At 47.8% G+C, this 13497-nt stretch carries 11 protein-coding genes; 8 read left to right on the plus strand and 3 right to left on the minus strand.

Translation table 11 applies throughout. The features are described 5' to 3' along the window. Nucleotides 1-131 precede the first annotated feature (131 nt). The 8 genes from ABD836_RS09725 to ABD836_RS09760 all read left to right on the plus strand — a co-directional run bounded on the left by ABD836_RS09725 (nt 132) and on the right by ABD836_RS09760 (nt 11189). On the plus strand, nt 132-1877 hold the full coding sequence (locus ABD836_RS09725) for an acyl-CoA dehydrogenase family protein (protein WP_344935166.1): 1746 nt from the start codon (nt 132-134) through the stop codon (nt 1875-1877). A gap of 47 nt (nt 1878-1924) precedes the next feature. Then, complete coding sequence (locus ABD836_RS09730) at nt 1925-2815, plus strand: haloalkane dehalogenase (RefSeq protein WP_344935168.1); 891 nt, start codon at nt 1925-1927, stop codon at nt 2813-2815. Between the two features lie 629 nt (nt 2816-3444). Further along, nucleotides 3445-4692 carry a PucR family transcriptional regulator gene (locus tag ABD836_RS09735; RefSeq protein ID WP_344935171.1) on the plus strand — a complete coding sequence of 416 codons (1248 nt, stop codon included), beginning with the start codon at nt 3445-3447 and terminating at the stop codon, nt 4690-4692. A gap of 165 nt (nt 4693-4857) precedes the next feature. Continuing rightward, nucleotides 4858-6498, plus strand: a complete 1641-nt coding sequence (locus ABD836_RS09740; protein ID WP_344935174.1) for a fatty acid--CoA ligase — start codon at nt 4858-4860, stop codon at nt 6496-6498. 262 nt (nt 6499-6760) lie between these two features. After that, nucleotides 6761-8443, plus strand: a complete 1683-nt coding sequence (locus tag ABD836_RS09745; RefSeq protein WP_344935175.1) for an alpha/beta fold hydrolase — start codon at nt 6761-6763, stop codon at nt 8441-8443. Then, nucleotides 8436-9317, plus strand: a complete 882-nt coding sequence (locus tag ABD836_RS09750; RefSeq protein ID WP_344935177.1) for an alpha/beta fold hydrolase — start codon at nt 8436-8438, stop codon at nt 9315-9317. The genes ABD836_RS09745 and ABD836_RS09750 overlap by 8 nt, the downstream gene beginning before the upstream one ends. 471 nt (nt 9318-9788) lie before the next feature. Next, complete coding sequence (locus tag ABD836_RS09755) at nt 9789-10682, plus strand: metal-dependent hydrolase (RefSeq protein WP_344935180.1); 894 nt, start codon at nt 9789-9791, stop codon at nt 10680-10682. Between the two features lie 30 nt (nt 10683-10712). Further along, the gene (locus ABD836_RS09760; protein ID WP_344935182.1) at nt 10713-11189 is read left to right on the plus strand and encodes a styrene oxide isomerase; all 477 of its coding nucleotides are present in this window, start codon (nt 10713-10715) and stop codon (nt 11187-11189) included. Nucleotides 11190-11258: 69 nt separating this feature from the next. Here ABD836_RS09760 and ABD836_RS09765 read toward each other — a convergent pair whose 3' ends face one another. The 3 genes from ABD836_RS09765 to ABD836_RS09775 form a co-directional block, all read right to left on the minus strand. Beyond that, nucleotides 11259-12287, minus strand: coding sequence for an AraC family transcriptional regulator (locus tag ABD836_RS09765; RefSeq protein WP_344935185.1), 1029 nt, complete (start codon nt 12285-12287; stop codon nt 11259-11261). Nucleotides 12288-12498: 211 nt separating this feature from the next. After that, complete coding sequence (locus ABD836_RS09770) at nt 12499-12723, minus strand: Sec-independent protein translocase subunit TatA (RefSeq protein ID WP_344935187.1); 225 nt, start codon at nt 12721-12723, stop codon at nt 12499-12501. 42 nt (nt 12724-12765) lie between these two features. After that, nucleotides 12766-13473, minus strand: coding sequence for a hypothetical protein (locus tag ABD836_RS09775; RefSeq protein ID WP_344935189.1), 708 nt, complete (start codon nt 13471-13473; stop codon nt 12766-12768). Between the last annotated feature and the right edge of the window lie 24 nt (nt 13474-13497).

Here is a 13497-nt window from a genome sequence, read left to right on the forward strand (position 1 = left end):
ATTCCGAAAGCGCTTCACAAATGTGTTGTAGGGTTAATCGTAAGCAATTGGCGGGATAGAACTCTTCGTTACCATGTGTCCTGCTATACGTACTCAATATAGCGCTAACCATTAAATCGAGTAAGGATATTATGATTTATTACAAGGCTAGGACTGATGATATCGTCCATACAATTCGGTCTCTTATCAGAAGTTGTCAACTTGACAGCTTGCCAATATACAAAGGGGTTGACGAGTCTCTTATAAAGGAGGTTGTTGGCGGTGCGGCTGCGTACGCTGAGAAAGTATTGGCTCCTTTTAACAAAGACGCTGATCGCGAAGGGTGCCGTATAGAGAACGGCGAAGTCGTTGTTCCTAAGGTATTCAGTGATTTGTACAAAGGGTATACCGAGGCAGGTTGGCCTGCAGTGTCTTGTGATCCATTGTATGGCGGGCACGGTTTACCAAATTTGTTGGCGTGTGCAGTGAATGAGAGCTTCATGGCCGCCAGCCTGAGCTTTTCTCTCGTGACCTTACTATCGCAAGGTGCTATTTCGGCGCTAACTAAACATGGTGATAGTAAGCTGAAGGCCCTGTACCTACCCAAGCTAGTGTCCGGGCAGTGGACTGGAACAATGAATTTGACGGAAGCGCAGTCGGGTTCGGACTTAAGTACTGTACGAACTGCTGCGGTAAAATCAGGGAAAGATTATCTAATAAAGGGGCAGAAGATATTTATTAGCTGGGGTGATCATAATGTCGCTGATAACATTATTCACTTAGTACTTGCGAGGGTGTCCGGTGCGGCGGAAGGCAATTCCGGTCTGTCGCTCTTTATCGTCCCCAAGTACCTTCTGAATGAGGCTGGGGAGATTGGTGAAAGAAACGATGTGGCTCCTGTTTCGGTTGAAGACAAGCTTGGCATACACGGTAGCCCAACCTGTGTCCTTGACTTTGGTGGGAATGGCGGTGCTGTTGGCTTCCTAGTGGGTGAAGAAGGCCGTGGTTTGGCATATATGTTCACTATGATGAACCACGCCCGGATTGGCGTTGCACTCCAAGGTGCAGGGGTATCTGAATGCGCCTACCAACTTGCTTTATCCTATGCCAAAGAACGCTTTCAGGGTGGTACAGAAATCGTTAACTACCCTGACGTGCGTAGAATGTTAATGCAAATGCGTGCCCTAGCGGAAGCCGCTCGTCTGTTGTGTTATTACGCCTATGCGCAGCATGATATTTCGGAGGCAGCCATAGGTACGCACAGTGAAATGCGTCTAGCATTGATTACACCGATGATTAAAGCATGGTCGACTGAAATTGCGAACGAAGTCACCTCTATCGGGATTCAGGTTCATGGTGGCGCTGGATTCATTGAGGAGTTTGGTGCGGCCCAGCTGTATCGTGACGCGCGCATTCTGGCTATTTATGAGGGTACCAACGGAATTCAGGCCTTAGATTTTACTAAGCGAAAAGTGATACGTGATTCCGGCAGTGAAATGAAGCGGATGATCCATATGATCAGAGCCGATGCATACAAATTTCAGCGTTGTGAAAGTGATATTTCTGATATGGGAATGAATCTTATGGAAGCGGTTATGGCGCTTCAGGCTGCTACGGATTGGATATTGGCAAACAAAGACGATAATGATTTTATTGAAAGTGTTGCTTTCGACTTTGTCATGCTGGCTGGTTATGTCTGCGCTGGATCGCTGCTGTGCGATAAAGCGATGCTGTCAAGTACAATGCCGGCTGATGGTGACGATGTAGATTACCTTTCGGCTAGTATTTCCGTTGCTGGATTTTATATAAACAAGATATTACCACGTGTTCATGCCCATTGGATCGCGATACGTTCTGGTGCGGATGATGTCATGGCACTGTCAGTCGAACAATTTTAGTCAGTTATTAAGAGCACTTAATTTATAGCAATGATAGGGGAGTTTTTATGAAAAAAATATCTGAGCAATATCCTTACCAGAAAAAATACAAGACTATTCATGGTAAGCGCATGGCTTACATGGAAAGTGGCGAAGGCGATCCGATTGTCTTCCTTCACGGTAACCCAACTTCGTCTTATCTCTGGCGGAATATCATGCCCCATCTGGAAGGACGAGGACGACTGATAGCGCCAGACCTAATCGGCATGGGCGATTCTGAAAAGCTCGATAATAGCGGCGTAGACAGCTACACCTATGTTGAGCATCGCAAGTATCTTTTCGCATTATTAGAAGAGTTGGGCGTTAAAGAAAATGTAACCTTGGTTATCCATGACTGGGGATCTGGCTTAGGTTTTCACTGGGCAAAAATGAATGCGAGCGCGCTTAAGGGCATCGCATTTATGGAGGCAATTGTTGGACCTATCCCCACATGGGACGATTTCCCCAAAGATGCGCAAGAACTGTTTCAGGGCTTTCGCTCCCCGGCTGGCGAGCAGATGATTTTAGAAGATAATCTTTTTATTGAATTTGTTCTGCCCGGAATGATATTGCGACCACTGTCTGATGCCGAAATGGCCGAATATCGTCGTCCTTTCTCAAATTCAGGCGAAGATCGGCGCCCTACATTGACGTGGCCCCGTCAATTACCCATAGCGGGCGAGCCTGAGAACGTGGTTGAAATAATTTCCGAGTACAGTGCATGGTTAGCGCAGTGCGACATACCAAAGCTATTTGTTAATGCTGAGCCCGGAGTTTTGATAACCGGCGCGGTGCGGGATTATGTTCGATCTTGGCCAAATTTGTCGGAAGCCAGTGTTCCTGGATTGCATTTTATGCAAGAAGATTCTCCTCATGAGATTGGACAGGCTATTGCCGAGTGGCATCTCTCGCTACTTTAAATTGTCGAGATGTAATTCTGGATTATATCTCTGGTAGTTAGTGACGGGGAATATCACGCCATAATTTGTGTAACACGTACAAATTATGGCGTTGAAGATTCCGCGGACGCTAAGTTAAAAGTATTTTTAAACTGAAATTATAACTGATCTTCTGGATCGTTTCTTAGCGGGTAGTGTTGAACTTGTTGCTCTGTTTAACGGCAAAGTAAATGCGATGTCACGTCCTTATAAAAAGCGCGGTCGCTGAGGGCTAGATCGCGTCTAACCCGATAATGTCTTAGCTAATTTGGGGAGAATGGTTGATCTTATCGGCTGACTCGGTTTATTGATGTTGCAATAATTTTGGCTGAGCCGGCCGGAAATTGGCTAGGCTGGCATCTTACGATGTATCTGTGGTCGACGGATCTTACGCCGGTTTTCAGTGCCTGTGTAAAAAGGCGATGAGAGACATTGCTTTTGATGGGGTTTTTTACAATGATCATGTTCGTCTGAGGATTTGTTTGGGGGCTGAATAGCCGCAGACAAGTACTGGATTCTACATGGGTGATACTAGTGTTTTCTGCTCTGTAGAATTACGCTTGGTATCGCTTTTGTCGTTTGTGATAATGAAGTCTCGGAAGTATTTGTTTATGCCCAAATCAATTCTGCAGAATCCGCCAACGCTGTCACCGGCGCTGCGCGCCTTGGTTGCATCGATGAGTGAGGATCTTGCGAGCGATAGCCACCGTATCACCGTTAATATTCTGCAAATGGTGCCTGAATACAAAGCGGTGAATGATCAGATTGCTGCTAGAGAATTAGGCGAGGCGGTTCAAGCAAATCTGGCGCTTTGGTATAGGGCATTACTCGAGCGAATTCCTATTGACGATGAGGTATTTGAGCAAATTCGGATCAGTTCGTCACGTCGAGTTCATCAGGGGATTTCACTTTCCGGTTTGCTGCATGCATTTCGAGCGGGGTCTCAGGATTTTTGGTTTCTGATGCTGGATGCTGTGCGGGACCTCCCCGAGCTGCACCGTGAGTTGCTATTTAATGTTTCTCCCTACTTACTGGCTCACTTCGACAGGGTTGCGCGTGATAGTGCCTCTGCATACTTAACCGAGATGCATCAGTCGTCTCGCTGGCGTAGCCGTTTACGCGCAGAAATCTGGAATATCGCCCGCAATCGGCCAGATGATGATGAGAGTTTTCGTCGTCATGCTGCGGCGTTGGGCTTGGATGTGACCCCTGCGTATGCGACGCTCGCAATGAAAACAGCAGATTTGCCAAGTACACCTTCGCAGCAGGAGTCTCAGTTAGATCGCATGATCGACGGTGCTGCCCGTGCACTCGGTCTAAAAAGGCTGCGCCTGTTTCGGGTATTTCATGCCGACTGCTTGCTGGTGTGGGCGCCAGTTCCCGGCGGGGTATCGCTGCTGGATTTTGATCACCAATTAGCGTCTCAAGCCGAGCGCATGCTTGAAAACGTGCCGAATATCACCGCGATTGGGATTGGCTTGCCTGGGGTGGGCGCGCCAGGTTGGGCACTGTCTGCCGAGCAGGCTATGAAATCGCTTCAGATGCAAGGTGACTCAACAAACAATGCAGTGTATTGCTATTCCGACAGAGTACTCGATGATGCCATCAGTCAACTAGCTAATACTGCCCGCTATTTTGATGCGATTGTTGAACGTTTAGCGCAGGAGGCCAATTTACTGGATACCCTCAAAGCCTATTTTTATCATCATCAGCAGCGCAAGACGACCGCTGCCAAATTGCATGTTCACCCCAATACACTTGATTATCGGCTGGGTCGCATTGAAGAAATTTTGGGTGCCCGGCTCGATGATCCGGCCTGGCAGGCGAAACTGTATATCGCACTACGTCGCAGTAATTAGCAGATACTGAACTCGGGTGCTGTTTCCGAGTTAAGTACATGTCTTCAGTTCAGTGTCTTTGTGACACATCACAAAAAGATCCGTATTCCCTCCATAGTACGCAGGCATTCTCGACTTTAGACTGTTGCCATACTGACAGTTCTAATCACATTAAGAGTCGATTATATGCAAAATAATAACGCTGTTATTGCGGCAGAAGCCTATAACTATCCTTTGTTAATAAAGCAGTTGTGGAGCGCGCCACTGGTGCACTCTCCCAATCAGGAGATAGTCTACCGAGGTAATATTCGTCTTAGTTACAGCAGTGTTCGAAGCCGAGTTGCTTGTCTGGCAAATGTGCTGAGTGGGGCGGGTGTCTCCATGGGTGATACTGTGGCCGTAATGGATTGGGATTCGCATCGCTACCTTGAGAGCTATTACGCGGTACCGATGATGGGTGCCGTGCTGCAAACCGTGAATATTCGCTTGTCGCCAGACCAAGTGCTTTACACTCTGAATCACGCGGGCCCTAAGGTTGTGTTGCTTAACAGTGAATTTTTACCGCTGTACTTGGAAATTCGCGAGCAACTCACTTCGGTCGAAACGGTGATTTGGATAAGCGACGAAGCCGAGGCCGCTCCGACCTCGATTCCCGTGCTAGGTAGTTATGAAACGCTATTGGCTGAGGCTAGCGCTGATTATGACTTCCCCGACTTTGATGAAAACACCCGAGCGACAACGTTCTATACCACTGGCACCACCGGAAATCCCAAAGGCGTGTATTTCAGTCACCGCCAGTTGGTGCTGCATTCATTAGCTACTATGGCCGCACTCGGTTCTTCGGCGAAGGGGCAAAACTTCCACACGGGTGATGTCTATATGCCCATTACCCCTATGTTTCATGTTCATGCCTGGGGTATTCCCTATGTAGCCCTGATGCTGGGTGTAAAGCAGGTCTATCCCGGTCGCTATCAGCCTGACCAATTACTCAAGCTTATACAGGACGAAGGTGTCACTTTTTCCCACTGCGTGCCGACCATTCTGCAAATGCTGTTAAATACACCGGGTTCAGACAAGGTTGATCTCAGTGAATGGAAGGTAGTTATTGGGGGTTCGGCTTTGTCCGACGGTCTGGCCCGCGCAGCAATTAAACGGGGTATTGATGTTTTTGGTGGCTATGGTATGTCTGAAACCTGCCCACTGCTCAGTTTGGCCCAACTGCGCCCAGCGTTGGGTGAGTTGAGTGAAGATGAACAGATTCTCTATCGCTGTAAAGCGGGCACGCCAGTGCCACTGGTGGATTTGCGTACGGTTGACCACGATATGAACGACGTGCCCGCCGATGGTCAAACTAGCGGCGAGGTGGTCGTTAGAACCCCTTGGCTAACACAAGGCTACTTTGGTAATCCCGAGGCGTCGGATGAGCTGTGGGCTGGCGGTTATCTTCATACCCAAGATATCGGTATTAGCGAGCGCGGTTATTTGAAGATTACTGATCGGATCAAAGACGTCATCAAGACCGGTGGTGAGTGGGTGTCTTCAATTGAAATTGAAGATCTGCTTTCTAAACACGCTGGTGTTATCGAAGCTGCGGTGATCGGTGCCAAAGATGAGAAGTGGGGGGAGCGTCCGGTTGCCTTGGTTGTCGCGAATAACGATACACCGCCTTCAGTGGCTGAGTTAAAGGCGCACCTGCAAGTCTTTGCTGACGAAGGACAGATGTCGCGTTACGCAGTCCCAGATCAAATTCTGTTTATTGACAGTATCGACAAAACCAGTGTTGGCAAAATCAATAAGAAAGTGCTGCGCGAGAAGTACGGAAACTAAGTTTGGTTCGGCGCTACATGCTTGCATGGGCTACTCATGCAGGCCGTCAATGCAGATGGTAGTAATGTCAAATTTATATCCCTGTGCTTGCAGTCCAAGTGATTCGCGCCAGGGTGAAACCGTGAATAGAAGGGCAATGGCAAGGGTCTGGTGCTTATTCTGACCAAAAATGTACTAGAAATTGAGAACAAAAAGGAAGTGGCACTCATCGCCGATGACTCTGTAGTGATATTCGGCGTAAACCAAGCAAAGGAGACTCCTCGTGGATCAATCGTCTGATAAGGACAGTATCAATAGTGCTGATGTCATACTCGGCCCCAATCCCATTGTGGGGTTTCGTGCCACTGACGTTGCCCGTGAAACTGCACGGGCAGTTAGTATTGCATTGCGCCAGCCGCGCCTGACTGGTACGGTCGCTAAGAGTATTGTCAATGAATGGGTAAAGGTATTTAAAGACGACTCAGAGCTTGCTCCAGCCGATCGCGATGCCCGTTTCGCCGACCCTGAGTGGATGGAAAACAAAGCGTATCGTCAATGGTTGCAAGCTTATCTTGCCTGGGTAAATGGGGTAAACCGTTGGGTTGAGGAGCAACCCGAAATTAGTCAGTTTGCGCGAGCTAGGTTGGAGTTTTTGACCAGCCTGATCAACGATGCGATCGCACCATCAAACTTTCCTTTTCAGCCGACTGCGCTACGTAAAATGAAGGAAACGCGGGGCGCAAGCGCAAGGGCGGGACTGCGCAATTTTATGAAAGATCTGCGCGACAATCGCGGCTTACCCGCACAGGTAGATACCACTCGCTTTAAAATTGGCGAAAATGTTGCGAACACGCCCGGTGCGGTAGTGGCACGCACGGAAGTACTGGAACTCATCCAGTACCATCCGACTCAGGAAAAAGCTCATGCGATTCCAATGATGATTGTGCCCCCGCAGATTAATAAGTATTACGTATTCGATCTTAGTGCCGAGAAGAGTTTGGTGCGAGGGTTGTTGGATGCGGGGTTCCAGGTGTTTGTTGTGAGTTGGCGCAATCCAGGACCAGAGCACGCGCATTGGGGGCTGTCTGAATACTCGGCAGGTATCGAGCTAGCGGTGTCAGTAGCGTGTAATATAACCAGCCAGACTAAGGTCAATCTTTTGGGTGCCTGCGCAGGAGGCATCACCTTGGCTTCATTTGCGGCAGCACGACTCGCAGTGGGTGATACCCGCGTTAACAGCATGAGCTTATTGGTGAATGTGTTGGACACTGGTGCGCTGGGTGATACCGGTCTCGGTTTGTTCGCCAGCCCCCGCGTTTTTAAGGCTGCAAAACGCCTGTCGAAGCGCAAAGGGGTGCTCGACGGCAAGGATATGGCCAGCGCCTTCGCTTGGTTGCGGCCTAATGATCTGATTTGGAATTACTGGGTCAATAATATTTTGCTGGGCAACCCGCCGCCGGCCTTCGACGTGCTGTACTGGAACGGTGACAGCACTCGTTTGCCTGCGTGTCTGCACGGCCAGTTTCTGGATATTTATAAAAATAACGCATTGACGCAGCCAGGCGCATTGCGGCTCCAAGGTGTACCTGTTGACCTGACTAAAGTCACTTGTGATAACTATATACTGTCTGGCACCACCGATCACATCACGCCATGGAAAGCCTGCTACCGAAGTACGCAGTTATTGGGCGGCGATAGCACCTTTGTGCTTTCGAACAGTGGACATATCCAGAGTATTCTTAATCCTCCTGGCAAGAAAAAGGCCGAATTCTGGACGGGCGGTGAAACTGTCCCAGACGCTGACGCTTGGAAAGCCGGGGCGGAGCACGTCGACGGCAGTTGGTGGCCTCACTGGCATGCATGGTTGGGCAAACGCTCTGGGCGCAAAAAGGCTGTCGATATCAATGTGGGCAATGCAGCCTATCCTGCACTAGACGCAGCACCGGGAACCTATATTCATGGTTGAGCAACCGGGGTTATTGCGGGTTTCGCCATCCCGCCGCGCGAGACTGTTGGAGGCGCAACAGGCAGCCAATATCGACATCCGGCACGCACAAATAGGGTGTGCCCGTATTCGTTATGCTGTTAAAGCTGGGGTCGGTGAACCATTATTATTGTGCAATGGTATTGGTGCCAATCTGGAGTTGATGCTACCACTATTGAAATATCTCAAGCGTCCAGTTGTTGTACTCGATCTGCCTGGCACTGGCGGATCTGAATCGACATTGTTTTGGCCGAGCCTACGGCGCTACAGTCGATTTGCTATGGAGGTTTTAGATCACGCAGGCTATACCGGTCGATTTGCCGTGGCGGGTGTGTCTTGGGGCGGCGGTCTGGCACAGCAAATAGCAAGGCACCAACACAAACGCGTTAGCCACCTGATACTGATGGCCACTAGCCCTGGGATTATTATGCTTCCTGGCAGGATCAGTGCCATTCGTCGCATGGCCACACCTCAGCGATATTTGTCGCGTGGCTATATGGCGAAAAATGCGAGCGCAATTTACGGTGGTGAATTGCTCAACTCACCACACAAGGCGGTGGAACACGCGCGCTTTATTATGCCACCTACTGGCCTAGCATACATTCAGCAATTGCTTGCTATGTGGGGGTTTAGCAGCCTGCCTTGGCTGCATCGCTTGCGTTGTCCGGCTTTGGTCATTTGCGGAGACGATGACCCTTTGATCCATATTGGCAATGCTCACTTACTCGCCAAGTTGATACCCAATGCAAAATTGCATGTGATGCACGGCGGCGGACATTTATTCATGACAATGCGGTCGGAAGAAACGGCAGCACTGCTCAATAAGTGGGTTGAAAGTGCTGGTGTTATTGATTAATGCTGAACGTATTAGATGAGAACGGAAGGCGCGACTTAAAGTTATTTTGTATCATCGCGCCGTCTTTAGATTGGTTTCGGATTGGTTGTGAAGCTACATTATAGCTAGTGTTAGTAATCTTTCTTTTGAAGTATAGGGTGGACCATACCAGTACCAAAATAAGAAAATTATTCCCTTTAAATTTAATTGTTTATCCTCTAAATGTGCCCTGTCTCCTCATACGTCTCTAGTTAATTTTTGTTGACGTACTGCATAAATTGTAGCTCCTAAATTTTCGGGATATCGTGTTTCACAAAAAATATATTATTAAAATATTTTTATAGTATAAATATATTTTATATTAGACAGAGAATAATGGCCATATATAACCCCTTGATGGCAACTTATAACCCCTTTGTAGAATGCTAAGCGGAGTAATATTCCTATTCATAAATAAAAAAATAATTTCTAGGTAAATCAGGAGATAACCCTATGAATAAAGATTTTTCTTCATCGAAGACTGCTGTGGGCGAGTCCGCAAGAGAAATGCAGATACGTAGAATGCCCTTCGAGTTTCCTGACGAAATTGATCCGCATTGGAATCCTAGGCTGCCCGAATGGAGTCACATGGCCAATGGCGCATCGCTGGCAATGCCCTTTCTTGAACCCTACCTCATTCGCACTTTGCGAAAAGCAAGTGAGTTAATCGACTCGGAAACGTTAAAGGCTGATGTAAAGCTGTATATGGGGCAGGAGGCACAGCACTATCAGCAGCACAGAAAGTTTAATGACACCTTAATTGCTAACGGTTACGTAGAGCTACCCGAGGTGGAAAGGAGATTGAGTGAAGATTATAAGAATATGGAAGAAAATCGCTCATTGAAGTTCAATCTTGCATACGCTGCTGGCTTTGAATCTATGGCTTTAGGTGTTGGTCATTGGCTCATTCGTGATCGCGAATATTTGTTCGGCGATTCCGATACCAAAGTCGCATCACTAATACTCTGGCATTTTGTTGAAGAGATTGAGCATAAGAATGTCGCGATAGACGCCTACAACTATGTTTATGGAGACTATTTTTATCGCATATATGGGGTGCTGTACGCGACATTTCATGTTTTGAAGTACAGCCGAATTGCCTACAAATTAATGCTGGAGCGAGATAGTTTGTGGAGTAACTTGGCGTCGCGGTGGCGTTTGATGAAAATTATACTTCGTTTCCATAAAAATGTTCTCCCTTCCTTTTTTGAAGCTTGTCTCCCTAACCATCACCCATCTAAGCGTCCTGATCCGCAGTGGTGCAACGAATGGCTTGATCTGTATCAGAAAGAGGGACATACGCTTGAACAGATAGATACCAAGAATCTTACCCCAGGTTTTTCATAAAAATTATAAGATATGTAGAGAGGAATAATAATGATTAGCAAGTTAGAGAAATCACAGCGATTATTGCTTGGCCACGGTGCGCTTGTACTGCTTTTTGGCTTTCTTGTAGGATTCGGTTTTTTGTTTTTTCTGTTGGGGAAAATCGAACTCTGGCCGTTTGGCGCAATTGAATATCAAATGCCCGGAACTTACGATGCATGGCGAATGGCGCATATTGAAGGTATTCTCAATGGCCTGATGATGTGGATACTGGCTGCTGTTATGCCAATATTGTCTAATTATATTGCGGGCACATATCGGCTGGCGGTCGGTTCTGTCATCGTAGGTTGGACAATCGCAATAGCATCGGTATTAGATCCATTGTTTCCTGAATCACGGGGCTTGGCATTTACCAAAGAGTCGGGCCTGATTAGCGATATTGCCTTCTTTTTGTTTATTATTGGTATTGGCATCGTAATCTGGCTGGTGGCGACAATCGCCATTCGATCATTCCGAGCAGCACCTTAGCGCTTGTTTAGCATGACTCGTAGCGAGTTTCGCTAGCTGCGAGTTATGTCTCGTTACCTACATCTATTCCTATTCACTCTGACATAAACGGTACTCCGACGGGCTTTTTTCGTACCAGCGATGGAAGGCCTTACGAAATGCCGCCGCGTCCGAATAGCCGAGCATTAGCGCGATTTTATCTATTGATAGCCCCTTCTCCGCCAAATGACGAATAGCGAGTTCCGAAAGAACTTTTTCTGTGATCGCTCGGTAGCTGGAGCCTTCGCGCGCGAGTCTTCTGCTAAGGGTACGCTTAGAGGTGAATAGCGCTTTCGCAACGTCGTCTTCTTTTAGCGTGCCCATCGGTGTAGACAGAATTAAACGCCGGACCTGATCTGCCGTCGATATTCTGTTAACTGGGAGATTGCGCAGTAGCTTATGACATTGTTTTTTTGCCAAGGCGTAAGAGTCTGGGTCGACCGAGGCATTTACTGCATTAGCTAATACTAGGGGTATTTGGTATGAGGTTGAGACTTGTCCGAACAGCGTCGGTGAATGAATATACTCGCGATAGTGTTCATGGTAGCTGGGCGTTGGGTGAGTGAAGGTGGCTAGACCGGTCAATAATGGCCGGCCTAAAACGGACTCTACTACGGCCTGTATTATTAAGGAGAAACACTCATGGAGAATGCTAGTAACTCGCTCTGAGGGCCTAATAAGCAATTCAAGTGTACAAATCATGTATTCTGAATCGGATGAGATGCTCACCCGAATGAATGGAATTCTGAAAGGAAGGTAGTCAATAAATGAATCTAATGCTGTCTTTAGGTCTGGGCTGCTTAGGATCAAATAACCTAGCGCGCCGTGGGTTGATGGGAGCAGCTGACTGCCAAATTTCAAACCGAATTGCCTATCGCCAATAATGTCCTGGGCGTTTTCAACAATACTGATCTGTTGCTGGACATTAATATGCGTGTCGTCGCCAGGCAATAATATTGAATTCGGAAGCTGAGTGCCCCGTAGTAAGCGGCCTAGATCTCTTTCGTATAAGCCGAGGACTCGCGCAATAATACGCGAGTAGGTAGTTGGAATTAGCAGGCTCTCAGGCTCGTTGTACATAAACTATCCAAACGTTTATGGTGAAGCCTGAACAACGCGCCGATCTTGAACTATGCGCGTTTTTGACAATGATTAGACGTCGCGATACTGAGTGTGCAAACTCATCAATACAGCTGAATACGCTGCAGTGGCGCCAATACCGCAGTTTCATGTGCTGCCGAATACCAGTGACGAGATATTTATCGTCAGGCGCCACTTTGAGTGCAAGGGTTTACTTGTTGTTCGTCGCTGGACTTTCGTTTATGTCGGCCTTAGCGCTTTCATGAAATAATGATGCGCTGTCTTTTTTGCTATCGTCTTGGAGGCTATCTTTGAAGCCTTTGATAGCACCGCCGAGGTCGCCGCCCATTCCTTTTAGCCGTTTAGTGCCAAATACCAGTGCGACAATGGCAAGTACAATAACCAGCTGCCAAATTCCAATTCCACCTAATCCCATATTATTCTCCGTAAATTAATCAACGTTAGTGAGTTTATCTTCTTAATTCTGTACCAATGCGTTGGACTTGCTTTCATTGATCGCTGCGCGAATTGTTAGAACGGACATGATAATCATCCATACGATCGCGGCGGTCAGCGCTATCCAGAATGCGAAAAGTCCATTCCAGGCAAATGGTCCATTTTGAAAAATGACAACGGGGAATCCTGGTAGTGTTAACGTCGCGCAAAATAGGCTGAGAAAACCTGCCCATCGCGGAAATATCGGCTCAGCTGATTTGTCAGAGAGTATCCCCACGCCAACACAAAGCATCCATACCACGATGCCGGATACCGGCATTGTAAAGCCAATCCATGCTAAATCATTGAGCAAATAGGTGATTTCAATGGGTCTGTCGGGGCGGTAGGCGGCCACCGACCAGATGATTAGCGCTACAGTTACCACAGCTACGGTCACTGTCGCGCAGGCAAGTTGGGCATTCGCAAGCATTGGCTTACCGCCTTCAATCCGCCGAATTTGGTAACCGAGCGCGCTAGCCATGGGAATGATATAGGCTACAGAAGACATCGCCAGCGCGAGCCCTAACTGTATTCGGAGTTGGTTTTGCTGATAGAAAGCGGCCACTTGCTCTGCGCTAGCAGACGGGGAGAGCGGCGGTACTAAGCCAGCGATCACCCACCAACCTGCAATAAAGCAAAGTATAAAAATGGATACACTGCAGGCAGCGATGATGTGATTTCTTAATATCATATTTATGTCTATATTATTTTTTAT

The sequence above is a fragment of the Zhongshania borealis genome, assembly GCF_039539625.1.
Lineage (GTDB): Bacteria > Pseudomonadota > Gammaproteobacteria > Pseudomonadales > Spongiibacteraceae > Spongiibacter > Spongiibacter borealis.